Origin of the sequence: Maritimibacter harenae (genome assembly GCF_009882975.1) — a bacterium.
Classification (GTDB): domain Bacteria; phylum Pseudomonadota; class Alphaproteobacteria; order Rhodobacterales; family Rhodobacteraceae; genus Maritimibacter; species Maritimibacter harenae.
This window is the reverse complement of the sequence record NZ_WTUX01000011.1, coordinates 614,047-635,217: the sequence shown is the minus strand read 5'-3', so window position 1 is coordinate 635,217 and position 21,171 is coordinate 614,047. Positions and strand designations below refer to the sequence as shown.

The 21,171-nt window shown below is 67.6% G+C and carries 21 protein-coding genes; 14 read left to right on the top strand and 7 right to left on the bottom strand.

From position 1 onward, the window contains the following. The 8 genes from uppS (at window position 1) to fabZ (ending at window position 8,025) form a co-directional block, all read left to right on the top strand. Complete coding sequence (uppS, locus tag GQE99_RS09785; protein ID WP_161351403.1) at window positions 1-738, top strand: polyprenyl diphosphate synthase; 738 nt, start codon at window positions 1-3, stop codon at window positions 736-738. After that, entirely contained in the window at window positions 731-1,591 is an 861-nt protein-coding gene (locus GQE99_RS09780; protein ID WP_235917167.1) for a phosphatidate cytidylyltransferase, read from the top strand. Before uppS ends, GQE99_RS09780 begins: the two co-directional genes overlap by 8 nt. Then, window positions 1,588-2,787, top strand: a complete 1,200-nt coding sequence (dxr, locus tag GQE99_RS09775) for a 1-deoxy-D-xylulose-5-phosphate reductoisomerase (protein ID WP_161351402.1) — start codon at window positions 1,588-1,590, stop codon at window positions 2,785-2,787. The genes GQE99_RS09780 and dxr overlap by 4 nt, the downstream gene beginning before the upstream one ends. Beyond that, window positions 2,778-4,115 carry an RIP metalloprotease RseP gene (gene rseP / locus GQE99_RS09770; RefSeq protein WP_161351401.1) on the top strand — a complete coding sequence of 446 codons (1,338 nt, stop codon included), beginning with the start codon at window positions 2,778-2,780 and terminating at the stop codon, window positions 4,113-4,115. The genes dxr and rseP overlap by 10 nt, the downstream gene beginning before the upstream one ends. A 97-nt stretch (window positions 4,116-4,212) precedes the next feature. Next, entirely contained in the window at window positions 4,213-4,344 is a 132-nt protein-coding gene (locus GQE99_RS21730) for a hypothetical protein (RefSeq protein ID WP_268892733.1), read from the top strand. A 155-nt stretch (window positions 4,345-4,499) separates the two neighbouring features. Further along, entirely contained in the window at window positions 4,500-6,845 is a 2,346-nt protein-coding gene (gene bamA, locus GQE99_RS09765; RefSeq protein ID WP_161351400.1) for an outer membrane protein assembly factor BamA, read from the top strand. Window positions 6,846-6,879: 34 nt separating this feature from the next. Then, window positions 6,880-7,482, top strand: a complete 603-nt coding sequence (locus GQE99_RS09760) for an OmpH family outer membrane protein (RefSeq protein ID WP_161351399.1) — start codon at window positions 6,880-6,882, stop codon at window positions 7,480-7,482. A 75-nt stretch (window positions 7,483-7,557) separates the two neighbouring features. After that, entirely contained in the window at window positions 7,558-8,025 is a 468-nt protein-coding gene (fabZ, locus tag GQE99_RS09755) for a 3-hydroxyacyl-ACP dehydratase FabZ (RefSeq protein ID WP_161351398.1), read from the top strand. 116 nt (window positions 8,026-8,141) lie between these two features. Here the strand turns inward: fabZ and mnmA are convergent, their stop codons facing one another. Beyond that, entirely contained in the window at window positions 8,142-9,281 is a 1,140-nt protein-coding gene (gene mnmA / locus GQE99_RS09750; RefSeq protein ID WP_161351397.1) for a tRNA 2-thiouridine(34) synthase MnmA, read from the bottom strand. A gap of 119 nt (window positions 9,282-9,400) precedes the next feature. Between mnmA and sciP the strand changes: the two genes are divergently transcribed. From sciP to GQE99_RS21725, 5 genes are all read left to right on the top strand, one after another. Beyond that, on the top strand, window positions 9,401-9,679 hold the full coding sequence (gene sciP / locus GQE99_RS09745; protein ID WP_161351396.1) for a CtrA inhibitor SciP: 279 nt from the start codon (window positions 9,401-9,403) through the stop codon (window positions 9,677-9,679). Window positions 9,680-9,778: 99 nt separating this feature from the next. Further along, window positions 9,779-10,492 (top strand): response regulator transcription factor CtrA, encoded by a 714-nt coding sequence (gene ctrA, locus GQE99_RS09740; protein ID WP_161351395.1) that lies wholly within the window; start codon window positions 9,779-9,781, stop codon window positions 10,490-10,492. A 164-nt stretch (window positions 10,493-10,656) separates the two neighbouring features. Next, complete coding sequence (gene ligA, locus GQE99_RS09735) at window positions 10,657-12,786, top strand: NAD-dependent DNA ligase LigA (RefSeq protein ID WP_161351394.1); 2,130 nt, start codon at window positions 10,657-10,659, stop codon at window positions 12,784-12,786. Next, window positions 12,783-14,873: an ATP-dependent DNA helicase RecG gene (gene recG, locus GQE99_RS09730; RefSeq protein WP_161351393.1), complete on the top strand. Its 2,091-nt coding sequence runs from the start codon at window positions 12,783-12,785 to the stop codon at window positions 14,871-14,873. Before ligA ends, recG begins: the two co-directional genes overlap by 4 nt. Window positions 14,874-15,005: 132 nt before the next feature. Then, a complete protein-coding gene (locus GQE99_RS21725; protein ID WP_268892732.1) occupies window positions 15,006-15,128 on the top strand; it encodes a hypothetical protein in 123 nt (40 codons plus the stop codon). A gap of 183 nt (window positions 15,129-15,311) precedes the next feature. Here GQE99_RS21725 and GQE99_RS09725 read toward each other — a convergent pair whose 3' ends face one another. Next, window positions 15,312-15,755 carry an iron-sulfur cluster assembly scaffold protein gene (locus GQE99_RS09725; protein ID WP_161351392.1) on the bottom strand — a complete coding sequence of 148 codons (444 nt, stop codon included), beginning with the start codon at window positions 15,753-15,755 and terminating at the stop codon, window positions 15,312-15,314. A gap of 64 nt (window positions 15,756-15,819) precedes the next feature. Here GQE99_RS09725 and hisI point away from each other — a divergent pair, with 64 nt between their 5' ends. Next, entirely contained in the window at window positions 15,820-16,179 is a 360-nt protein-coding gene (gene hisI, locus GQE99_RS09720; RefSeq protein WP_161351391.1) for a phosphoribosyl-AMP cyclohydrolase, read from the top strand. A 108-nt stretch (window positions 16,180-16,287) separates the two neighbouring features. On the opposite strand, the gene gluQRS is transcribed toward hisI, so the two are convergent. From gluQRS to GQE99_RS09695, 5 genes are all read right to left on the bottom strand, one after another. Further along, entirely contained in the window at window positions 16,288-17,112 is an 825-nt protein-coding gene (gene gluQRS, locus GQE99_RS09715; protein WP_161351390.1) for a tRNA glutamyl-Q(34) synthetase GluQRS, read from the bottom strand. After that, window positions 17,113-17,721: a class I SAM-dependent DNA methyltransferase gene (locus GQE99_RS09710; RefSeq protein WP_161351389.1), complete on the bottom strand. Its 609-nt coding sequence runs from the start codon at window positions 17,719-17,721 to the stop codon at window positions 17,113-17,115. Between the two features lie 53 nt (window positions 17,722-17,774). Beyond that, window positions 17,775-19,127, bottom strand: coding sequence for a methylenetetrahydrofolate--tRNA-(uracil(54)-C(5))-methyltransferase (FADH(2)-oxidizing) TrmFO (gene trmFO, locus GQE99_RS09705; RefSeq protein ID WP_161351388.1), 1,353 nt, complete (start codon window positions 19,125-19,127; stop codon window positions 17,775-17,777). Between the two features lie 236 nt (window positions 19,128-19,363). Further along, on the bottom strand, window positions 19,364-19,750 hold the full coding sequence (locus GQE99_RS09700; RefSeq protein ID WP_161351387.1) for a hypothetical protein: 387 nt from the start codon (window positions 19,748-19,750) through the stop codon (window positions 19,364-19,366). After that, window positions 19,747-21,156, bottom strand: coding sequence for a GMC oxidoreductase (locus tag GQE99_RS09695; RefSeq protein WP_161351386.1), 1,410 nt, complete (start codon window positions 21,154-21,156; stop codon window positions 19,747-19,749). The genes GQE99_RS09700 and GQE99_RS09695 overlap by 4 nt, the downstream gene beginning before the upstream one ends. Window positions 21,157-21,171: the final 15 nt, after the last annotated feature.

Genomic DNA, 21,171 nt, shown 5'->3' with positions numbered 1-21,171 from the left:
GTGTACGAACAGGCCAACATTCCGGAGGTGCCCGCCAAGGGTCTTCATGTCGCCATCATCATGGACGGCAACGGCCGCTGGGCGAAGGAACGCCGGCGGCCGCGCCTTTTCGGCCACCACGCGGGCGCCAAGCGGGCGCGCGAGATCGTGGAAAGCTGCCCCGACCTGGGCGTGACGCACATCACGCTCTTCGCCTTCTCGACGGAGAACTGGAAGCGGACCCAGGCCGAGGTCGCGGGGCTCATGAGCCTCTTTCGCCGCTACATCAACAAGACGGCCCACGAGCTCGACGCCGAGGGCGCCTGCGTGCGCTTCATCGGGGACCGCATCAAGCTCGACCCCAAGCTGCGCAAGCTGATGGACGACCTCGAGGACCTGACGAAGGACAATGACCGGGTCCATGTCACCGTCGCGCTGAACTACGGTGGGCGCGACGAGGTGGCGCGCGCCACCCAGCGCCTTGCGCGCGACGTGAAGGCAGGCAACCTCGATCCCGAGGAGATCGACGAGGAAACGCTGCCCAAGTATCTGGACACCTGCATGCTGCCCGACCCGGACCTCGTGATCCGCACGAGTGGTGAGGCGCGGGTCTCGAACTTCCTGCTGTGGCAGTCGGCCTACGCGGAATACGAATTTGTCGACACGCTGTGGCCCGACTTCGACCGCGCGACCTTCGCGGCCATCCTGGACAAGTTCGCGCTGCGCGACCGGCGTTTCGGTGCCGTGTCGAATGGCTGAGACGGGCATACCGTCGAAGTGGTCCGACCTGTCGACGCGGATGATTTCGGCAGGCGTGATCGTGCTTCTGGCACTGGGGGCGCTCTTCGGCGGCGCGCTGACCTGGTCGATCTTCGTCCTCGCGATCTACGTGCTCATGCTGCGCGAGCTGGCCAAGCTCTGTGAACCCGACATCCCGACTGCACGGCGCTGGGTGATCGCGTGCCTGCCGGTCGCCGTGCTGGCCGTGGTGATGCTGACGCTCGGGGCCGACGCGCCGGAGGGCGACGTGGTCGCGCTCGCCTGGTCGGTCGCGCGGCTCGGGTTCCTTGCGAGCCTGCTGGTCGCCGTCGTCCCCATCGCCGTCGGCCTGTTTCTGATCCGGGGCAGTCAGCGGATCTGGCTCGCCTACGGCCTGCTTCTGGCCACCGCCGCGCTGTCGCTGAGCTTCGGGCAGGTGCTCGCTGGACCGGGCGCGATCCTCGCTCTGGTTGGAATCGTCGTGATTTCCGACATCGGCGGGTATTTCGCGGGTCGCGCCCTCGGCGGCCCCAAGTTCTGGCCGAAGATCAGCCCGAAGAAGACGTGGTCGGGCACGGTCGCGGGCTGGATCGGGGCGGCCATTTTCGGCGCGCTGATCGGGCCCGACCTGACGGGCGCCACGTGGTGGCTCTGCGCGATCGGCGCCGTCGTGCTCGCCTTCGCCGGACAGATGGGCGATATCGCGGAGAGCTGGATGAAACGGCGCGCCGGGGTGAAGGACAGCTCGTCGCTGATCCCGGGACATGGCGGCGTGCTCGACCGGCTCGATGCACTCGTGGCCGTGGCGGCGCTTGCAGGCGTCGGCGCCTGGATCGCGGGGCTGCCCGCATGACCCGGCGCGTGACGATCCTTGGGTCGACCGGCTCCATCGGCTGCTCGACCATCGACCTCATTGCCCGCGATCCCGAGGCCTACGACGTGGTTGCGCTGACCGGCGGGCACAACGTTACACTGCTGGCCGAGCAGGCGATCGCCCTTGGCGCCGAGATCGCGGTGACCGCACATGAGGACAGCCTTGCCGACCTGCGCGAGGCACTTTCGGGAACCGGGATCGAGGCGGCGGCGGGCGAGGCGGCCCTGTGTGACGCTGCCCGGCGCCCGGCCGACTGGGTCATGTCCGCGATCGTGGGGGCGGCCGGCCTGCCGCCGGGACTGGCCGCGCTCGAGGAGGGGACCTGCCTCGCGCTGGCCAACAAGGAAAGCCTCGTCACCGCCGGGCCGCTCATCCTGGGCACCGCCGAGGAATACGAGGCCCGCGTCCTGCCCGTGGACAGCGAACATTCGGCCGTTTTCCAGGCGCTCGTTGGCGAGGAGATGGACGCGGTCGAACGCGTGATCATCACCGCCTCGGGCGGCGCGTTCCGCGACTGGCCGCTCGAGAAGCTGGCCGGCGCGACCCTGGAACAGGCCTCCAGCCACCCGAACTGGGACATGGGGCAGCGCATCACGATCGACTCCGCCTCCATGTTCAACAAGGCGCTGGAGCTCATCGAGACCAAGGAATTCTTCGGCGTGCGCCCCGACCAGATCGAGGTGATCGTGCATCCTCAGAGCCTGGTCCACGCGCTTGTGGGCTTCAACGACGGGGCCCTGATGGCCCACGTCGGGCCCGCCGACATGCGCCACGCCATCGGCTATGCCCTGAACTGGCCGCACCGCAAGATTCTTCCGGTCGAACGGCTGGACCTGGCCAAGATCGGCCAGCTCGACTTCCGCGCGCCGGAAGACGCGCGTTATCCGGCCCTGCGGCTGGCGCGCGAGGTGATGGAAGCTGGCGGCATGGCGGGGGCGGTCTTCAACGCGGCGAAGGAAACCGCGCTCGACGGGTTCATCGCCGGACGCATCGGTTTCATGGACATGGCGGGCGTCGTCGAGGACACGCTCACTCAAGTGTCAGGTGACAAGACCCTCATGTCTGCCGCATTTACACTTGATAACGTGCGTGCCGCCGACCAGATGGCACGCATGCGAGCAGACGAGATAATGGCCGGGGCACGCACCCCGCAAAGGAGCAACACGTGGACCTGACCGGGCTGATCCCGTCCTTCGGAAATGTCGCCTTCACCCTGATCGCCTTCGTCGTCGCGCTGACCATCATCGTCGCGATCCACGAATACGGTCACTACATCATCGGCCGGATTTCCGGCATCAAGGCGGACGTGTTCTCGATCGGGATCGGGCCCGTGCTGGCCAAGAAGACCGACCGCCACGGCACGCAATGGCAGATCGCGGCGTTGCCCGTCGGCGGGTTCGTGAAATTCCGGGGTGACGCCAACGCGGCCTCGGCCGGCGTCGACGAAGAGGCGATGGAAGAGCTGTCGCCGGAAGAGAAGCGCCACACCATGCACGGCGCGCCGCTCTGGGCGCGGGCCGCGACGGTGGCGGCGGGGCCGATCTTCAACTTCGTGCTCTCCGCGATCATCTTCTTCGCGATGGCGTTCTATACCGGGATTGCCACCGATCCGCTGACGGTCGAGGACCTTGCCCCGGTGCCGGGGCTCGAGGAGCTTCAGCCGGGCGACCAGATCCTGTCCATCGGCGGGCAGGAGACCCCGCCGCTCGACAGCATGGCGGGCTATGTCGAAACGCTGCCGCAGGAAAGCCCGGTCACCTACACGGTGCTGCGCGACGGGCGCGAGGTCACGCTCGAGGCGATCCACCCGTACCCGCCCTACGTGAGTTCCGTGACGCCGCAGTCGGCGGCCGCGGACGCGGGGCTCCAGGAGGGCGACCTGATCGAGACGGTGAACGGCGATCCCGTCGCCACGTTCGAACAATTGCGCCAGATCGTCGGGAACGGCGATGGCGAAACGCTCACGCTGGGCGTCGCGCGCGACGGCGAGATCCGGGACGTGACGCTCACGCCGCGCCGCGTGGACCTGCCACTGCCCGACGGCGGGTTCGAAACCCGCTGGCTCATCGGCGTCTCCGGCGGCCTGATCTTCGATCCGGAAACCCGGTCGCCGACGGTGGGCGAGGCGATCTCAACCGGCGTGGGGCAGGTGGGCTACATCATCTCGTCCTCGATCTCGGGCCTGTGGCACATGATCACCGGCGCGATTTCCTCGTGCAACCTGCGCGGGCCCATCGGGATCGCCGAGACCTCCGGCGCGGCGGCGAGCCAGGGGGTCGACAGCTTCATCTGGTTCATCGCGGTGCTGTCAACGGCCGTGGGTCTTCTGAACCTCTTCCCGATTCCCGTGCTCGACGGCGGGCACCTGGTCTTCCACGCCTACGAAGCAGTGGCCGGCAAGCCGCCTTCGGACCGGGCGATGCGAATCCTCCTGACCGTGGGGCTTGCGTTGATCCTGTCCATCATGGTTCTGGGCGTGACGAACGACCTCTTCTGCCCCTGACGCCGCCGGGCGGAATGCCCACTTTTTGCCCCAAATCGGGGCTTATCATGCCCGAATTCGATGGGAATGTGGCGCCGTATCGGTAGAGGATCGAGCCATGGAACATACCCAACAACGCTATCGCGGGCTGCACCTTCTCATGGACCTGAACTGGGACCGCCTGCTCTATGTCGGCACGATTGCAGCCGCGCTTGGCTGCGGCGCCCTGGTCGGTGCGATCCTCCAATGAGAGCGGGGGCGCGCCGCACCCCGTGATGTCGGCGAAAAACCACACCTGTTCCCGGGCCGCCATAGTGCGGCCCTTAGCATTTCTGACGCTTTGACAGAGCCACCCAAACCGGCTAGCACACTAGGGACTGGGATGTCTGAGCGGATGATAACAAGATGACGTATGACGAGCAGCGTGCCGCCCGCGCAAAAGGGCTGCGCCGATCCTTGATTGTGCCGGCTGCCACGGCGCTTTTCATCGGGGTTTCAGGGGCTTCCGTGATCGCGCCGGCTGCGGCGCAGGCACAGTCCTACAACTTCTCGTCCGTCCAGATCGTCGGCACCGAAAAGATCGAAGCCGCCACGATCCTCGCCTACCTGGGATTCGGCAAGAACGAGACGGTGACCGCGGCGGAGTTGAACGACGCCTACCAACGTCTTCAGGGATCGGGACTTTTCGACACGGTCGAGCTTCAGCCGCGGGGCCGCACGCTGGTCGTGCGCGTGCAGGAGCAGTCGATCATCAGCCGCATCAACATCGAGGGCAACCGGCGCCAGGACGACGAAGACCTGACCGCGCTGATCCAGTCGCGCCCCAACCAGGTGTTCTCGCCCGCGACTGCCCAGCGTGACGCGCAGCTCATCGCTGAAGCCTATGCCGCCGAGGGGCGCATCGCCGCGGAAGTGACGCCGAAGATCATCCGCCGCGGTGGCGGGCGCGTGGACCTCGTGTTCGAGGTGACCGAGCGCGACAACGCCGAGATCGAGCGCATCAGCTTCACCGGCAACCGGGCCTATTCCGATGGCCGCCTGCGCCGGGTCCTGAGCTCCAAGCAGGCCGGGCTCCTGCGCCGCTTCGTGCGCTCCGACACCTATGACCCGGAACGGATCGCCTTCGACCGGCAGGTGCTGACCGACTATTACAACTCGCGCGGTTACATCGACTTCGAGGCCACGGCGGTCGCCGCCGAAGTGCCGCAGTCGCGCGACGGCTACCAGGTCACCTTCCGTATCACCGAGGGCCAGCAGTACCGTTTCGGCGAGATAAACACGATCTCCGAAGTGGCCGGTATCGACGTGGCCGAGTTCGACCGCGAGTCCCGCATCCGCTCGGGCAACGTCTACAACCCCGCCGACGTGGACCGTGCGATCGCACGCATGGAACGGCTGGCGGTGCAGAAGGGCCTCAACTTCATCACGGTCGAGCCGCGCATCGAGCGCAACGATCGCGCCGGCACGCTCGACCTGACGCTCGCCATCGTGCGCGGACCGCGCGTGATCGTCGAGCGCATCGACATCGAGGGCAACCAGACCACGCTCGACCGCGTGGTGCGTGCGCAGTTCCAGACGGTCGAGGGCGACCCGTTCAACCCGCGCCAGATCCGCGCCGCCGCCGAACGCATCCGCGCGCTCGGCTACTTCTCCGACGTGGCCGTCGAAGCGCGCGAAGGCTCGGCCCGTGACCGGGTGATCGTCGACGTCGACGTGGAAGAGCAAGGGACCGGCTCGCTGTCCTTCGGCGCGTCCTACTCGACGACGGCCGGCTTCGGCCTCAACGCGTCGTTCACGGAGCGCAACTTCCTGGGCCGCGGGCAGTACCTGTCCGCCGAGTTCTCGGGCGGGCGCAACGCGCGCAATTACTCCTTCTCCTTCTCGGAGCCGAGCCTGTTCGGTCGCGACCTGGAACTCGGGGTGAGCGCCTACTACCGCACGACCTCGGCCACGTCGTCGGCGAACTATGCCACCACGGGCCTCTTCGTCGAACCCTACCTGTCCTTCCCGGTCAGCCCGTCGAGCCGGATCAGCGTGCGCGGCACGGTGCAGGGCGCGAACATGTACAACGTGGCCGCCAACAGCTCGAACATCCTCAAGGCCGAAGCCGCGCGCGGCTGGCAGGTCGGCGCGGGTGCCGGGTTCACGTTCACCTTCGATTCGGCGCGCACCGCGCTGGATGACCGCACCCGTTACTTCCTGCAGTTCTCGGGCGATGTGGGCGGCCTCGGCGCCGATAACCAGTACCTCAAGGCGACCGCGCTGGCGCGTGCCCAGACCAAGCTCTTCAACGACCAGGTCACGCTGCGCGGGGCCGTCGAAGGCGGCGCGATCTACTCGATCTCGGGCAACGGGACGCGGATCACCGACCGCTTCGCGCTCGGCACCGACAAGCTGCGCGGCTTCGCCAACTACGGCGTGGGTCCGCGCGACCTGTCCGTCCCGAACCTCGACGGCCTTGGCGGCAACTACTTCGTCGCGGCCCGCGTCGAAGCGCAGTTCCCGATCGGTCTGCCGGAGGATTACGGTATCTCGGGCGGCGTGTTCGCCGACGTGGGCTCGCTCTGGGGGCTCGACAACACCGGGGGCGGGCTGATCGACGACTCGTTCTACCTGCGCTCGGTCGTCGGTGCATCGTTGTTCTGGGAAAGCCCGGTGGGCCCGCTGCGGTTCAACTACTCGATCCCGGTGGTGAGCCAGGGCTACGACCGGGAGAGCCGGTTCGAGGTCACGATCCAGAGTTCCTTCTGATCCCGGCGCGCAGCCGCGCCGGGCGGAGAGCCCCATGCGCCACATCCTGATCCTGCTTGCCACACTGGCGGTGCTCGGCACCGCCGGCGCGCCGGCCCCGGCGCAGAACCTGGGCCAGCTCGTGTCCCCGATCCTGACGGTGGACCGCGAGGCCCTGTTCGAGCGCAGCCAGTTCGGGCAGCGCGTGTCGGACGATCTCGAGGCGGAATCGGCTGCGCTGGCGGAGGAGACGCGCAAGATCGAGCAGGAGCTGGAGGACGAGGAACAGGCGCTCACCGAACGCCGCCCCTCGATGTCGCCGGAGGATTTCCGCGCCGCGGCCGATGCCTTCGACGAGAAGGTCGTGAACCTGCGCGAGGACCGCGATGCCGCGCAATCCGACTTCCTCGACCGGCTCGATGCCGCGCAGCGCGACTTCTACAACCGGATCGTGCCGATCCTCGGCCGCCTGATGCAGGAACGCGGTGCGGTCGCGGTGCTCGAGAAGCGCTCGGTCTTCCTTTCCGTGAATGCGATCGACGTCACCGAAGAGGCGATCGCGCGCATCGACGAGGTGCTGGGTGACGGCTCCGACCTGGGCGACGATGCCCCCGCGGCACCGGCCCCGGAGGCCACGCAGCGCGGCTCCGACAACTGAGACACCGGCCGTTCACCCTTGCCCTTGGACGCAGGGCAGGGCAAAAGGCGTGCGACAATTCTGAAGGACCGACCCATGACCGACGTGCCGACCACCGCCGATCTGCAGATGATCCAGCGCTGCATTCCGCACCGTTATCCCTTCCTCCTGATCGACAAGGTGGAAGATATCGTGAAGGGCGAAAGCGCGGTCGGCGTGAAGAACGTCACCTACAACGAGCCGCATTTCCAGGGCCATTTCCCGCAGATGCCGGTGATGCCGGGCGTGACCATCGTGGAAGCGATGGCGCAGACCTCGGCGGTTATGGTGTCGCTGTCGCTCGATCTCGTGGACCGCAACCCGTTGGTCTATTTCATGGGCATCGACAAGGTGAAGTTCCGCCGCAAGGTGGTGCCGGGCGACGTGCTGAAGCTCGCCATCACCACGCTGCGCGGCGGCTCGAAGATCTGGCGCTTCCAGGGCGAAGCGACCGTGGACGGCGAAGTGGCGTGCTCGGCCGAGTTCTCGGCGATGATCGACCTCAGCCAATCCACCGAAGCCTGAGCCGACGGAGCGCGCCCACGCGCGCGCAGGTCTTGCGCCGTCCCGCTGGCGCGGGCCGGCACGATCGTGGGGGCCGGCCCCCACGCCCCCGGGATATTTGAGGACCGGAGAAGGGGTCAGTGGCCGCGCCAGATCCAGCCGCCGCCGTGAATGCGGCTGCTGTCGGGCGCGTAGAACACGCAGGCCTGTCCGGGCGAGACGCCTTCCTCGGGCGTCAGGAGTTCCACCTCGGCCTCGGTGTCCGAGAGCGGACGTATGATCGCCTCGCGCGGCGGGCGGGTCGATCGGACTTTCACCGACAGGTGCCATTCGTCGCGGGACGTGAAGGGTTCGTCGCCGAGCCAGTTGATCTCGCGCACCGGGATGGTCCGGGTGGCGAGCATCTCTTTCGGGCCGACGACGACCTGGCGCGTCTCGGTGTCGAGCTTCACGACGTAGAGCGGTTCGGCCAACCCGCCGATGCCGAGGCCGCGGCGCTGGCCGATCGTGTAGTGGATGACGCCGTCGTGGCTGCCCAGGACCCGGCCGTCCGCGTGGACGATCTCGCCCGGTTCCGCAGCACCCGGGCGCAGCTTCTCGATCACCTTGGCGTAGTCGCCGTCCGGCACGAAGCAGATGTCCTGGCTGTCGGGCTTGTCCGCGACCTCGAGCCCGAATTCGCGGGCGAGCGCGCGGGTTTCGTCCTTGGTGCGCAGGTGGCCCAGCGGGAAGCGCAGGAAGCCCAGCTGTTCCGGGGTGGTCGAGAACAGGAAATAGCTCTGGTCCCGGTTCGGGTCGGCCGCGCGGTGAAGCTCGGGCCCTGCGTCGCCCTCGAAGCGCTGGATGTAATGGCCGGTGGCCATGCAGTCGGCGTCCAGGTCCTTGGCGGTGGCCAGCAGGTCCTTGAACTTCACCCGTTCGTTGCAGCGGATGCAGGGCACCGGCGTGGCGCCGCCCAGGTAGCTGTCGGCGAATTCGTCGATCACGGCTTCGCGGAAGATGTTCTCGTAATCGAGGACGTAATGGGGAAAGCCCATCTCCTCGGCCACCCGGCGCGCGTCGTGGATGTCGATCCCCGCGCAGCAGGCGCCCTTCTTCGCGAGCGCGGCGCCGTGGTCGTAGAGCTGCAGCGTCACGCCGACCACGTCGTAGCCTTCGCGCGCGAGCTTCGCGGCGACGACCGATGAATCGACGCCGCCCGACATGGCGACCACCACGCGGGTTTCCGATTCCGGTTTCGCGAAACCGAGCGAGTTCACTTGGGTATCGAGGCTCATGGCAGGCTCCTTGGAAGCGCGGAATATATGAAAATTGGACGTAACAACAAGGCCGGGTTTCACCCATCCTTAAGGCAGTCGCGCGATTGTGCTCGGGCCAGAGTGCGAGGACGAGCCGCATGTACCTGAAGAAAGTCGATGGACCCCGCGCCGTGCGTTTGCCGGACGGCAGCTTCATGACCCGGGCGGACCTGCCGCCGGCCGACACGCGCCGCTGGGTGGCGTCACGCAAGGCCGCGGTGGTGCGCGCGGTCAAGTACGGGCTTCTGCCGATGGGCGAAGCGTTGGACATGTATGCCCTGTCGGAGGAGGAGTTTTGCCAATGGCAACAAGCGGTTGAGGCGCACGGCGAGGCCGCGCTCAAGGCCACGGCGTTGCAACGGTATAGACAACCTTAGGTTGTGAATGTAGAAAGGTCCGCGGGCGTAACGCCACATTAACCATTTGAGACAAAGATATTTCGGAACCGTACGGGACCTTTTTTGGGAGATTGACCGATGAGAATTCTGCTTGTCGAAGACGACCCGACCACATCGCGCTCGATCGAGCTCATGCTGAGTCACGCCAACCTCAACGTCTATTCGACCGACCTTGGTGAAGAGGGCGTCGACCTGGCCAAGCTCTACGACTACGACCTGATTCTTCTCGATCTCGCGCTGCCGGACATGACGGGACACGACGTCCTGCGCCAGCTGCGCCTGGCGCGCATCGAGACGCCGATCCTGATCCTGTCGGGCAATGATGACACGGATGCCAAGCTCAAGGGTTTCGGGTTCGGGGCGGACGATTACATGACCAAGCCGTTCCACCGCGACGAACTGGTGGCGCGCATCCACGCGATCATCCGCCGCTCGAAGGGGCATTCCCAGTCGGTGATCGAGACAGGGCGCGTGGCGGTCAACCTGGACGCCAAATCGGTGGAGGTGGACGGGCGCCCCGTGCACCTGACGGGCAAGGAATACCAGATGCTGGAGCTTCTGAGCCTGCGCAAGGGCACGACGCTCACCAAGGAGATGTTTCTCAACCATCTCTACGGCGGCATGGACGAACCGGAACTCAAGATCATCGACGTGTTCATCTGCAAGCTGCGCAAGAAACTCGCCGAGGCCACGGATGGCGAGAACTACATCGAAACCGTTTGGGGCCGCGGCTACGTGCTGCGCGATCCCGAACCGGCGGAGATGGATGACAAGGTGGCCTTGGGCGCCTGAGCGTGACCCCGGGCGCCGGGTGTACCCCGGCGCTTTCATTTCGACCCTCCCACCTCGACCCGGCCGGCACCCCCGGCCGGGCCTTTTCCGGGTCAACCGGTGGCTGGACGGGCAGGCGAGGCGGCTCTATCTGTGGTCGGACCAAGTGACAGGGAGCCACCGGGATGGACGCGCAGGACAAGGATGTATCCGAGCTCAGCGAAGCCGAGGCGGAGGCGGAGCTGTCGCGCCTGGCCGACCTGCTGTCGCGGGCCAACCGCGCCTACCATACCGAGGATGCGCCGGAGATCTCGGATGCCGCCTATGACGCCGCGAAACGCCGCAACGCCGCGATCGAAGACCGCTTCCCCGCCCTGAAACGCGCCGACAGCCCGAGCGAACAGGTGGGCGCCGCCCCGGCCGAAGGCTTCGCGAAGGTGCGCCACCGGGTGCGGATGCTGTCGCTCGCCAACGCGTTCGAGGATGACGACATCCGCGATTTCGATGGGCGCGTGCGCTCCTTCCTGGGGCTCGGGGCCGAAGACCCGCTCGCTTACACCGCCGAGCCCAAGATCGACGGGCTGTCGCTTTCCTTGCGTTACGAGAACGGCACGCTGGTGCAGGCCGCGACGCGCGGGGATGGTGCGGAGGGCGAAAACGTCACCGCCAACGCGCGCACCATCGAGGACATCCCGCAGGAGATCGAGGATGCGCCCGACGTGCTGGAGGTGCGCGGCGAGGTCTACATGAGCCATGCCGACTTCGCCCGGCTGAACGAAACGCAGGCCGAGGCGGGCGGCAAGACCTTCGCCAACCCGCGCAACGCGGCAGCAGGGTCCCTGCGCCAGCTCGACAGCCGGATCACCGCGGCGCGCCCGCTGCGCTTCTTCGCATATGCCTGGGGCGAGCATTCGGAACCCCTGGCCGACACGCAGATGGCCGCGATCGAGCGGCTTGAAAGCCTGGGATTTTCCACCAACCCGCTGACCCGGATCGTCGAGACGCCCAAGGCGATGCTCGAGCATTACCACGCAATCGAAGAGAGCCGCGCCACGCTCGACTATGACATCGACGGGGTCGTCTACAAGGTCAACGACCTCGCCCTGCAGCACCGGCTTGGCTACCGCTCGACCACGCCGCGGTGGGCCATCGCCCACAAGTTCCCGGCCGAGCTTGCCTGGACGCGGCTGGAAGCCATCGACATCCAGGTCGGACGCACCGGTGCGCTGTCGCCCGTGGCGCGGCTTACACCCGTCACGGTGGGGGGCGTCGTGGTGTCGAACGCAACGCTTCACAACGAGGATTACATCGCGGGCCGCGATTCGAGGGGCGAGGAAATCCGGGGCGGCAAGGACATCCGCGTCGGCGACTGGGTGCAGGTCTACCGCGCCGGTGACGTGATCCCGAAGGTCGCCGACGTCGACCTGTCGAAACGCCCCGACGACGCCGAACCCTACCGCTTCCCGGAAACCTGCCCCGAATGCGGGTCCGAAGCGATCCGCGAGGACGGCGACGCCGTGCGCCGTTGCACCGGCGGCATGGTATGCCCGGCCCAGGCGGTCGAGAAGCTCAAGCATTTCGTGTCGCGCGCGGCCTTCGACATCGAGGGTCTCGGCGCGAAACAGGTCGAGGCCTTCTATTACGACGAGAGCCTGCCGATCCGCGAACCCGCCGACATCTTCACCTTCGCCGCGCGCGACGGGGAGGGACTGGCGCGACTCAAGAACCGCGAGGGCTGGGGCGAGAAATCGGCCGCCAACCTCTTCGCCGCGATCGAGGAACGGCGCCACATTCCGCTCAACCGGGTGATCTTCGCGCTCGGCATCCGCCACGTGGGCGAGAACGCGGCGAACCTCTTGGCCCGCCATTACGGCGATTGGCCCACGTTCGAGGCTGCGATGACCGGCGCGTCGACCGACGGCGGCGCGGACTGGGATGAGCTTCTGTCGATCGACGGGGTTGGTGAGACGATGGCCACATCGCTTGTCACCACGTTCCACCAGGAGGCCGAGCGCGCCTCGATCGACCGTCTGGTGGCCGAGCTCGACATCGAACCCGTCGAGGCGCCGTCGACCGAGGGAAGCCCGGTCGCGGGCAAGACGGTCGTCTTCACAGGCACGCTCGAGAAGATGACCCGGGCCGAGGCAAAGGCGCGCGCCGAAAGCCTGGGCGCCAAGGTGTCGGGGTCCGTGAGCGCCAAGACGGACCTCGTGATCGCGGGCCCCGGTGCCGGGTCGAAGGCCAAGAAGGCCGAGGAGCTGGGGGTCGAGATCGTCGACGAAGACGGCTGGCTCGCCCTCATCGGGGACGCATGAGCACCCGGCCGGAAATCCTGTTCCCGCTTTTCGCCGAGCTCGAGACGCTGGGCGGGGTGGGGCCGAAATCGGCCAAGTCGATGGCGGCGCTCAACATCACGAAGCCCCGCGACCTGTTGTTTTCCCTGCCGTATTCCGGCATCGACCGGTCCTTTCGCGCATCGGTCGCCGAGGTGCGCCCACCCGCGACCGTGACGGTCGAGGCCGAGGTCGGCCGCCACCTGCCACCGTCCGCGCGCAACCGGCCCTACAAGGTCGAGATGACCGACGCGCTGACCACGTTCCACCTGGTCTTCTTTCACGGCAATCCCGACTGGATCTCGCGCCAGCTGCCCAGCGGCCAGCGCCGGATCGTGTCGGGCCGGGTCGAGGAATACGACGGCATCCGGCAGATCGCGCATCCCGACCACATCCTGCGGCCCGGGGAGGCCGACCAGATCCCGGAGTACGAGCCGGTCTATCACCTGGCGCAGGGCGTGACGCAGAAGCTGATGTTCCGCGCGGTGGGCGAGGTCCTGGCGCGGGTGCAGCCCCTCACGGAATGGGTGGACGGCAACCTCAAGGCGCAGGAGCATTGGCCGGACTGGCACGAGGCGGTTCGGATCGCCCATGCGCCCGAGGGGCCCGACGACATCTCGCCCCAGGCGCCCGCGCGCCGGCGTCTGGCCTACGACGAATTCTTCGCGCACCAGTTGACGCTCGCGCTTGCGCGCGCCCGGCTGAGGCGCGGCAAGGGACGGGCCTCGGTCGGTACCGGCGATCTTCAGGACCGGGTGCGCGCCGCGCTGCCCTACCAGCCCACCGGGGCGCAAGAGCGGGCGGTCGCCGACATCGCCGCCGACATGGCCGCCGGTCAGCGGATGAACCGGCTCCTGCAGGGTGACGTGGGCGCGGGCAAGACGCTGGTGGCCTTCCTCGCGCTGCTGATCGCGGTGGAGGCGGGCGGGCAGGGCGTCATGATGGCCCCGACCGAGATCCTTGCGCGCCAGCACCTCGAAAGCCTGCGCCCGATGGCCGAAGCCGCGGGCGTGGTGGTGGAGCTGCTGACGGGGCGCGACAAGGGGGCCGAGCGGCGTGCGAAGCTCGAGGCGCTGGCGCGCGGTGACATTCACGTGCTCGTGGGCACGCATGCGGTGTTCCAGGACGACGTGACCTACCACGACCTGCGCCTTGCCGTGGTGGACGAACAACACCGGTTCGGCGTCACGGAACGGATGCGCTTGGGGCGCAAGGGGCAGGCGGCGGACGTGCTGGTGATGACCGCGACCCCGATCCCGCGCTCCCTGTCCCTAGCGCAATACGGCGACATGGATGTCTCCGTGCTCGACGAAAAGCCGCCGGGTCGCCAGCCCATCCGCACCTCGGTGCTTCCGACCACACGTCTCGACGACGTGGTCCAGCGCCTGCGCGACGTGGCGCAGGCCGGGGGGCAGGCCTACTGGGTCTGCCCGCTCGTGGGCGAGAGCGAGGTGAGCGAACTCATCGCGGCGGAGGAACGGTTCAAGCAGCTGCGCGCGGCGCTTGGCGAGGGCGTCGTGGGGCTGGTGCACGGCCAGATGCCCCCGGCCGAGAAGGACGCGGCGATGGCGGCCTTCCAGCGCGGCGAGACCAAGGTCCTCGTGGCCACCACGGTGATCGAGGTGGGCGTCGACGTGCCCAACGCCACGATCATGGTGATCGAACGCGCCGAGCATTTCGGGCTGGCCCAGCTGCACCAACTGCGCGGCCGGGTCGGGCGCGGCACGGCGGCCTCGACCTGTCTCCTGCTCTACCAGGCGCCGCTGTCCGAAAGCGGGGAACGGCGGCTCGGGATCATGCGCGAGACAGAGGACGGTTTCCGCATCGCCGAGGCCGACCTCGAGATGCGCGGCGCGGGCGACCTGATCGGCACCGCGCAATCCGGGATCCCGGTGTTCATGGTGGGCGACCTCGAACACCAGGCGGGGCTGATGGCGGTGGCCCAGAAGGACGCGCGCAAGCTCCTGTCGGACGACCCGGACCTCACCAGCCCGCGCGGGGAAGCCGCGCGTGTTCTCCTCTGGCTCATGCGGCAGGACGAAGCGATCCGTTTGATTTCAGTGGGTTAGAGCGCCATTCTCCGGGTGCGTTCCTAAAAGTTCTCATATGTTCTCAAAAAGTTCTTTACAGAACGGGCGTCGATATGAGAACAAAAGGTTAACACAGAACGCGAAGAGAACACGACAGAGCAGGAGCCCACCATGCTGAACGAGATCCGCCACGTGCTGAACCGGTCCCGCGCCACCATCTGGCAGGACATGGCAGGGGCCGCCGCGCTGATGATCGGTCTTGTCGCGGTGCTCTACCTGCCCAGCTTCATCTGACACCCGAGTTTCTGCCTGCGGTCAAAGGGTCCCGGCATCCTGTCCCACAGTCCATGCCAGACGTTCCCCACGTCGCCTGTCCCAACCCGGTTTCTGCCTCATTCCCCGGGTCCGACCCACACCGCACAACTGCCGCCGCCTCGTCCCGAGGCGGCGGTTTTTTTGTGCCGATTGTTCCGGGGATCAGGCCGCTTCCTGCGCCTCGTCCATGGCCGCGAGCGTCGCGTCCCAGGCGAGCAGGATCGAAGGATGGCGGTTCTTGAACTCCCGCGCCGGTCGCAGGACCTCGAGATCGTCGAAGGGGGCGGGCGGTGTCGGCCCGTCTTCCTTGAGCATCGTGACCAGCGCATCGCGGGCAGCCTGGATCGACGCCCGGTCCTGGCCCAGCACATGCGCGCCGAGAATGGCCGACGAGGCCTGTCCGAGCGCGCAGGCCTTCACGTTCTGGGCGAAATCCGCGATGCGGCCGTTCTCCATCCGCACGTCGGCCGTGACGGTCGACCCGCACAGCGGCGAGCGCTTCTTGGACGTGCCCTGCGGCGCCTCGAGCCGGCCGTGATGCGGGATATCGGCGGCAAGCGCGAGGATGCGCTTGGAATAGAGCTTGATCAGGTCGGCGTCGGACATGGCTTTCCCTTTGGTCGCGTCCCTCCTAGATAGGGCAGGCAAACGCGTTTGGAAAGGAACCGGCATGGCCTTCGATCCCTCGACCTTGGTCTATGATCACAAGGGTTTGATCCCCTGCGTGGCGCAGGACGCCGTCTCGGGGGAGGTCCTGATGGTCGCCTGGATGAACGAGGAGGCCGTGGCCCGGACCCTCGAGACCGGGCGCGTGACCTACTGGAGCCGTTCGCGCCAGAGCTTCTGGGTGAAGGGCGAAAGCTCGGGCCATGTCCAGACGCTTATCGAGCTGCGCGTCGATTGCGACCGCGATTGCCTGCTGGCGCTCGTCGAGCAGGCCGGGCCGGCCTGCCACACGAACCGGCGGTCGTGCTTCTACACGGCGGTGCGCGACGGGGACGAGGTCGAGATCCTGACGCCGATGGCGTGAGGGTTGCGCCGGCCTGCCTGCGGCATCCGTCGCGGCGGGGAGGCGGCTGCGCCGCCTCAGGAGGGCCAGCCCTCCTGACCTCCCGAAGTATTTGTCGAACGATGAAGGTCAGAAACCGACGAGGGCTTTGACCTGCCGGGGGGTGAGCCCGTCTTCGCGGTAGGCGCGGATCGCGCGGCTGTGGGCGATCTTGGCGAGCCGCGTGCCGCCCTCGTCGCGGACGAGATCGTGGTGGTGGTAGGTCGGGACCGGCCAGCCCATGAGCGTTTGCAGCACCACGTGAAGGAAGGTGGCGTTCCACAGGTCCGCGCCGCGCACCACGTGGGTGATCTGCTGTGCGGCGTCGTCCTGCGGGCAGGCGAGGTGGTAGGCCGGATCGCCGGTCTGTTTGCGCCTGAGCACCGGGTCGCCGACCCCGGAGAGCAGGGCCTGCGGGTCCGGGCGGTGGCTGCCGGGACGGAGCGGCCCGGTTTCCGTGAAGGCGGGCGGCGGGCCGGCGGCGTCGAGCGCGGCCGCGAGGTTCAGGCGCAGGGCGTCGCCGGGTCGCGCGTCCGCCATCGGGCGGTGGCGGCAGGTGCCCGGGTAGACGAGCCCGTCCCATCCCGGCTGCGCCCCGGCCTGCGCGATCTGCTTGCGCGAACAGGAGCACGGGTAGAGCAGACCGCGCGCGGCGAGCGTGTCGAGCGTATCGGCGTAGTCCGCCAGGTGCTCCGACTGGCGCCGGACGGGCCGGGGCCAGTCGAGACCGAGCCAGTGCAGATCCTCGTGGATCGCGTCCTCGAAGTCGGGGCGGCAGCGGGTGCTGTCGGTGTCCTCGATGCGCAGGAGCGCGGTCCCGCCAAGCTCCTCGGCCACGCGCCATACGGTCAGTGCCGAGAAGGCATGCCCGAGGTGCAGAAGCCCCGTCGGCGACGGCGCGAAGCGGGTGAGCACTCAGGCGATCTCCAGCACGTAGACCCGCGATTGCGAGCCGAGCCCGGGGATGTGGTCGCCGAGCTCCTCGGTCACGATATGCGCGCGGCTTTCGGTGACCTCGTCGAGCGCGTCCATGTAGCTGGGGTCGGAGAGCGTGTGATCGTTGTAGGAAAACGCGAACAGCGTGCCCGGCGCCATGTCGGCGGTCACCTGCTCTAGGACCTCGGGCGGGGCCGCGCCGGTCGAGATGACGCCGACCGCCGCGATGAGGCGGTAGTCCGACAGCCGGAAGGGCAGCGGCGCGTCTTCGCGCGTCTGCCAGAGATTGCGGTAGATGCGCTTGGCCTGGGCCTCTTCCAGCATGCCCTGCGACACGTCGCAGCCGTCGATGGTGGTGAAGCCGACCGCGGCCAGTGCGGCGCCGGAAAGGCCGGTGCCGCAGCCGAAGTCGAGAAGCGGGGCGGAGCGGTCCGGGGCGACGCTGGCCAGAAGGCGGGCGAGACGGCCGGGGGTGGCATAGCCATGCCCCGTCAGGTCGCCGTCGTAATCGCCGGCCCAGTCGTCGTAGAGACCGGTGAGGTTTTCGGGCTTCGTGCCGTAGACCTTGTCGAGATAGGAATTGCTCATGCGCGCAAGCCTAGTGCCCCCGCGCGCCGGCGTCCACCGGCGCGGGGGACGGGTCAGGCCGGTTCGGTGTCGAAGGCCGAGAGCCAGGCCTGCCAGTCGGCCTTGGCCCGGTCGGTATAGGCCTTGTAGCGCGCCGGGCGGTTCTTGCGCCCGCCCTTCAGGTCCACGGGCGGGAACAGGCCGAAGTTCACGTTCATCGGCTGGAACGTCTTCGCCTCCGCCCCGCCGGAGATATGCGTCACCAGCGCGCCCATCGCGGTAGTGGCCGGGACGGGGGGCAGCGTGGCGCCCGTGAGTTCGGCGATCGCGTAGCGCGCGGCCAGGAGCCCCATCGCGGCGCTTTCCACGTAGCCCTCGACGCCCGTCACCTGGCCCGCGAAGCGGATGTTGGGACGCGTGCGCAGGCGCATTTCGCCATCGAGCAGCGTGGGCGAGTTCATGAAGGTGTTGCGGTGGATGCCGCCCAGCCGCGCGAATGAGGCGTTCTCGAGCCCCGGGATCATGCGGAAGACCTCGGTCTGGGCGCCGTATTTCATCTTGGTCTGGAAGCCGACCATGTTGAAGAGCGTCCCCAGCGCGTTGTCCCGGCGCAGCTGCACGACGGCATAGGCCTTTTCATCGGGCTTGTGGGCGTTGGTCAGCCCCACCGGTTTCATCGGCCCGTGGCGCAGCGTTTCGCGCCCGCGCTCGGCCATCACCTCGATCGGCAGGCAGCCGTCGAAATAGGTGGCCGTCTCGCCCTCGTGGAACTCGGTCTTGTCGGCGGCCAGCAGCGCGTCGATGAAGGCCTCGTACTGGTCCTTGGTCATCGGGCAGTTGAGGTAGGCCTTGCGCTCGTCCTCGGTCTCGCCCTTGTCGTAGCGCGACTGGGCCCAGACCACGTCCATGTCGATCGTGTCGGCATAGACGATGGGGGCGATCGCGTCGAAGAAGGCCAGCCGGTCGGCCCCGGTTTCGTGCGCGATCGCTTCGCCGAGGGTGGGCGAGGTGAGGGGGCCGGTGGTGAAGAGCCAGTTGCCCTCGCCGGGCAGGTGATCGACCTCTTCCTCGACGATGGTGACGTTGTCGAGGCCACGCAGCGTATCGGTGATCTGGGCCGAGAACGGTTCGCGGTCCACCGCGAGCGCGCCGCCGGCGGGCAGCCGGTGCTGGTCGGCCGCGGCCATGATGATCGAATTGGCCTGCCGCATTTCCCAATGCAGAAGCCCGACGGCGTTCTGTTCGTGGTCGTCCGACCGGAACGAGTTGGAACAGACCATCTCGGCCAGCTTGCCGGTATGGTGGGCGAAGGTTTCGACCTTGGGGCGCATTTCGTGGATGACCACGTCGAGCCCCGCGTTGGCGGCCTGCCAGGCGGCCTCGGACCCGGCCATGCCGCCGCCGACGATATGAAGCGTGTTTGACATGGGGAGGATTTAGGCGAGGTGCATGCAAAAGAAAAGGCCCGCTGCGAGAGCGGGCCCAGTTGCACCTTGAGGGCGGCTGAAAGGATGACGCGATGTGCGGAGCGCAGCACCCCTGTGGTCGCGTCATGCTCATATGGCCCGGAAATTGCGGCCGGATGATGGGCAGGACGGGGTGTTTGTTCGGCAATGGCGGAAAATCGCGGCGTGACCCATTATTGTTCCGGGACGCGCAACGGCTACAGGTCGTGCTCGCCCGCGGGCGCATGCAAGGCCGACAGCCGGTTTCCGCAGGGCGTTCGCTGCGCGTAGTAGATGTCGTTGAAATCCAGCTCGTCGCCGGTCTCGATATGCGCGATCACGTTCGTCGAGGTGAGGAAGTGGATATAGGCGTCCTCGGGCGGGTAGGTGTCCCCGGCCGCCTCCGAGAACGAGACATATCGCTTGAGGAAGGCGCGTGCGGCGGGCTTGCGCAGGATGTCCTTGGAAAAGCTTTCGGCCAGGGCTGCGCGGCAGGCGGCGGCGACCGACCGGTGGTGGGTGGTCGCCACGAACCGGTACGCGCCGCCCGCCGCACCCAGCGCCAGCACGCCGGCCCCGAGTTTGAGCACGCCGCGCCGCTTCATGTCACGCTCCGTCCCGCACGCAGGGCGAGCGCGGAGAGGGTCAGCGTCGGGTTGGCGGGGCTCGTGGTCGGAAACGCGCCGGAGCCCAGGGCGAAGAGGTTGTCGGTCCCGTGCACGCGGTGCGTGTCGTCGCACAGGTGGCGTGCCGGGTCGGGTCCGAAGGGATGCGTGCCCATCGCGTGTTTTTCGGAGTCGACCGGCGGGAAGAATCCCCTGACCTCGAGATCGTCGGGCAGGATTGACGGGGCCGTCTCCATCCCCCAGGCGATCCCGTCCCAGGCGTAAGGGTCGTGCCCGGCCCATTCGATCTGCACCTCGTCATCGACCAGCGTCACGCGGTTCTCGTCACGTGGCAGGTCCTCGGCGATGAGCTTGATGATCATGCGGTCGGTCCATTTCCCGGGCTCCTTGCGCAGAAGCGGCGGGGCGTTGTGGATCTCCATCAGGACGCCGGAATGATCGGCGCGATGCGCCCCGTCATAAAGGGCGTAGCCGTGCCCGGTGACGGAGGTGCCGCCGAAGTACCCCAGCCCGGGGCCATCGACCACGATGGTCTGTGCGAGCTGTTCGTTGAGCCCGCGCCCAAGTCGCGGATGGTCGAGGCCCGAGCGCATCAGGATCGCAGCGTTGAAGACGGCGTTGGCGCCGAGCGCCACGGCACTGCCCGCGATCTCGGCCTCGGCGCCTGCCGAGCGCACCCGCACACCGGTGGCGCGTCCCGCCTCGGTGCGGACCGCGCGCACTTCGGTCTCCATCAGGAGATGCGCACCGGGATGGGCGAGGCGTTCGATGCTGTTGATCACCGTGTACTTGGAATCGATCGGGCATTCGTCGCAGACCCCGTTCGAGCAGCACCAGGGCCGGTCGCCCCCGTTGGCCCGCGCCGACGGCTGAGCCCACCACATGTCCGAATGCGCGCGCATCTTGCGGTCCGACCGCGTGGGCAGGTGCGCGGGGTAGGGAAATGGCGCGCTGCGGGGCAGGTGGGCGTCGGAGCCGCCCCCGTTGATGTCCATCGCGCGCTCGACCTCGAGGTAGAAGGGCTCCAGCGTGTCGTAGTCCACGGGCCAGTCCTCGCCCACGCCGTAGAGCGTGTTCATGCGGAAGTCCGACGGATGAAAGCGCGGCGTGCAGGCCCACCAGCAGTTCGAATTCCCGCCCAGAAGGCTGTGGAACACCCAGTCCTTCGGATGGTCCGACGTGTTGATCTGCGGGAGCTCTTCGCGGTTGCGAAACCCGGTGGCGATCTGGTCCGCGTGGGTGATGTGACGACCCTTCTCGAGGATGAGCACGTCGAGGTCGCGGGGCAGGCCCTTGAGAAAGAACATCGCGGAGAAGGAACTCCCCGCGATGATCATGTCCCAGTGCCGGGCGCGTGCCGCGTCGAGCGTGACGGTCGGAAACATTGCTATCCGACCGTC

Excerpts from the sequence above, each read along its gene's own strand:
- GQE99_RS09780 (WP_235917167.1), top strand. The coding sequence starts at position 731 with ATGGCTGAGACGGGCATACCGTCGAAGTGGTCCGACCTGTCGACGCGG.
- dxr (WP_161351402.1), top strand. The coding sequence starts at position 1,588 with ATGACCCGGCGCGTGACGATCCTTGGGTCGACCGGCTCCATCGGCTGC.
- GQE99_RS21730 (WP_268892733.1), top strand. The coding sequence starts at position 4,213 with ATGGAACATACCCAACAACGCTATCGCGGGCTGCACCTTCTCATGGAC.
- bamA (WP_161351400.1), top strand. The coding sequence starts at position 4,500 with ATGACGTATGACGAGCAGCGTGCCGCCCGCGCAAAAGGGCTGCGCCGA.
- GQE99_RS09760 (WP_161351399.1), top strand. The coding sequence starts at position 6,880 with ATGCGCCACATCCTGATCCTGCTTGCCACACTGGCGGTGCTCGGCACC.
- fabZ (WP_161351398.1), top strand. The coding sequence starts at position 7,558 with ATGACCGACGTGCCGACCACCGCCGATCTGCAGATGATCCAGCGCTGC.
- mnmA (WP_161351397.1), bottom strand. The coding sequence starts at position 9,281 with ATGAGCCTCGATACCCAAGTGAACTCGCTCGGTTTCGCGAAACCGGAA.
- sciP (WP_161351396.1), top strand. The coding sequence starts at position 9,401 with ATGTACCTGAAGAAAGTCGATGGACCCCGCGCCGTGCGTTTGCCGGAC.
- ctrA (WP_161351395.1), top strand. The coding sequence starts at position 9,779 with ATGAGAATTCTGCTTGTCGAAGACGACCCGACCACATCGCGCTCGATC.
- ligA (WP_161351394.1), top strand. The coding sequence starts at position 10,657 with ATGGACGCGCAGGACAAGGATGTATCCGAGCTCAGCGAAGCCGAGGCG.
- recG (WP_161351393.1), top strand. The coding sequence starts at position 12,783 with ATGAGCACCCGGCCGGAAATCCTGTTCCCGCTTTTCGCCGAGCTCGAG.
- GQE99_RS21725 (WP_268892732.1), top strand. The coding sequence starts at position 15,006 with ATGCTGAACGAGATCCGCCACGTGCTGAACCGGTCCCGCGCCACCATC.
- GQE99_RS09725 (WP_161351392.1), bottom strand. The coding sequence starts at position 15,755 with ATGTCCGACGCCGACCTGATCAAGCTCTATTCCAAGCGCATCCTCGCG.
- hisI (WP_161351391.1), top strand. The coding sequence starts at position 15,820 with ATGGCCTTCGATCCCTCGACCTTGGTCTATGATCACAAGGGTTTGATC.
- GQE99_RS09710 (WP_161351389.1), bottom strand. The coding sequence starts at position 17,721 with ATGAGCAATTCCTATCTCGACAAGGTCTACGGCACGAAGCCCGAAAAC.
- trmFO (WP_161351388.1), bottom strand. The coding sequence starts at position 19,127 with ATGTCAAACACGCTTCATATCGTCGGCGGCGGCATGGCCGGGTCCGAG.
- GQE99_RS09700 (WP_161351387.1), bottom strand. The coding sequence starts at position 19,750 with ATGAAGCGGCGCGGCGTGCTCAAACTCGGGGCCGGCGTGCTGGCGCTG.
- GQE99_RS09695 (WP_161351386.1), bottom strand. The coding sequence starts at position 21,156 with ATGTTTCCGACCGTCACGCTCGACGCGGCACGCGCCCGGCACTGGGAC.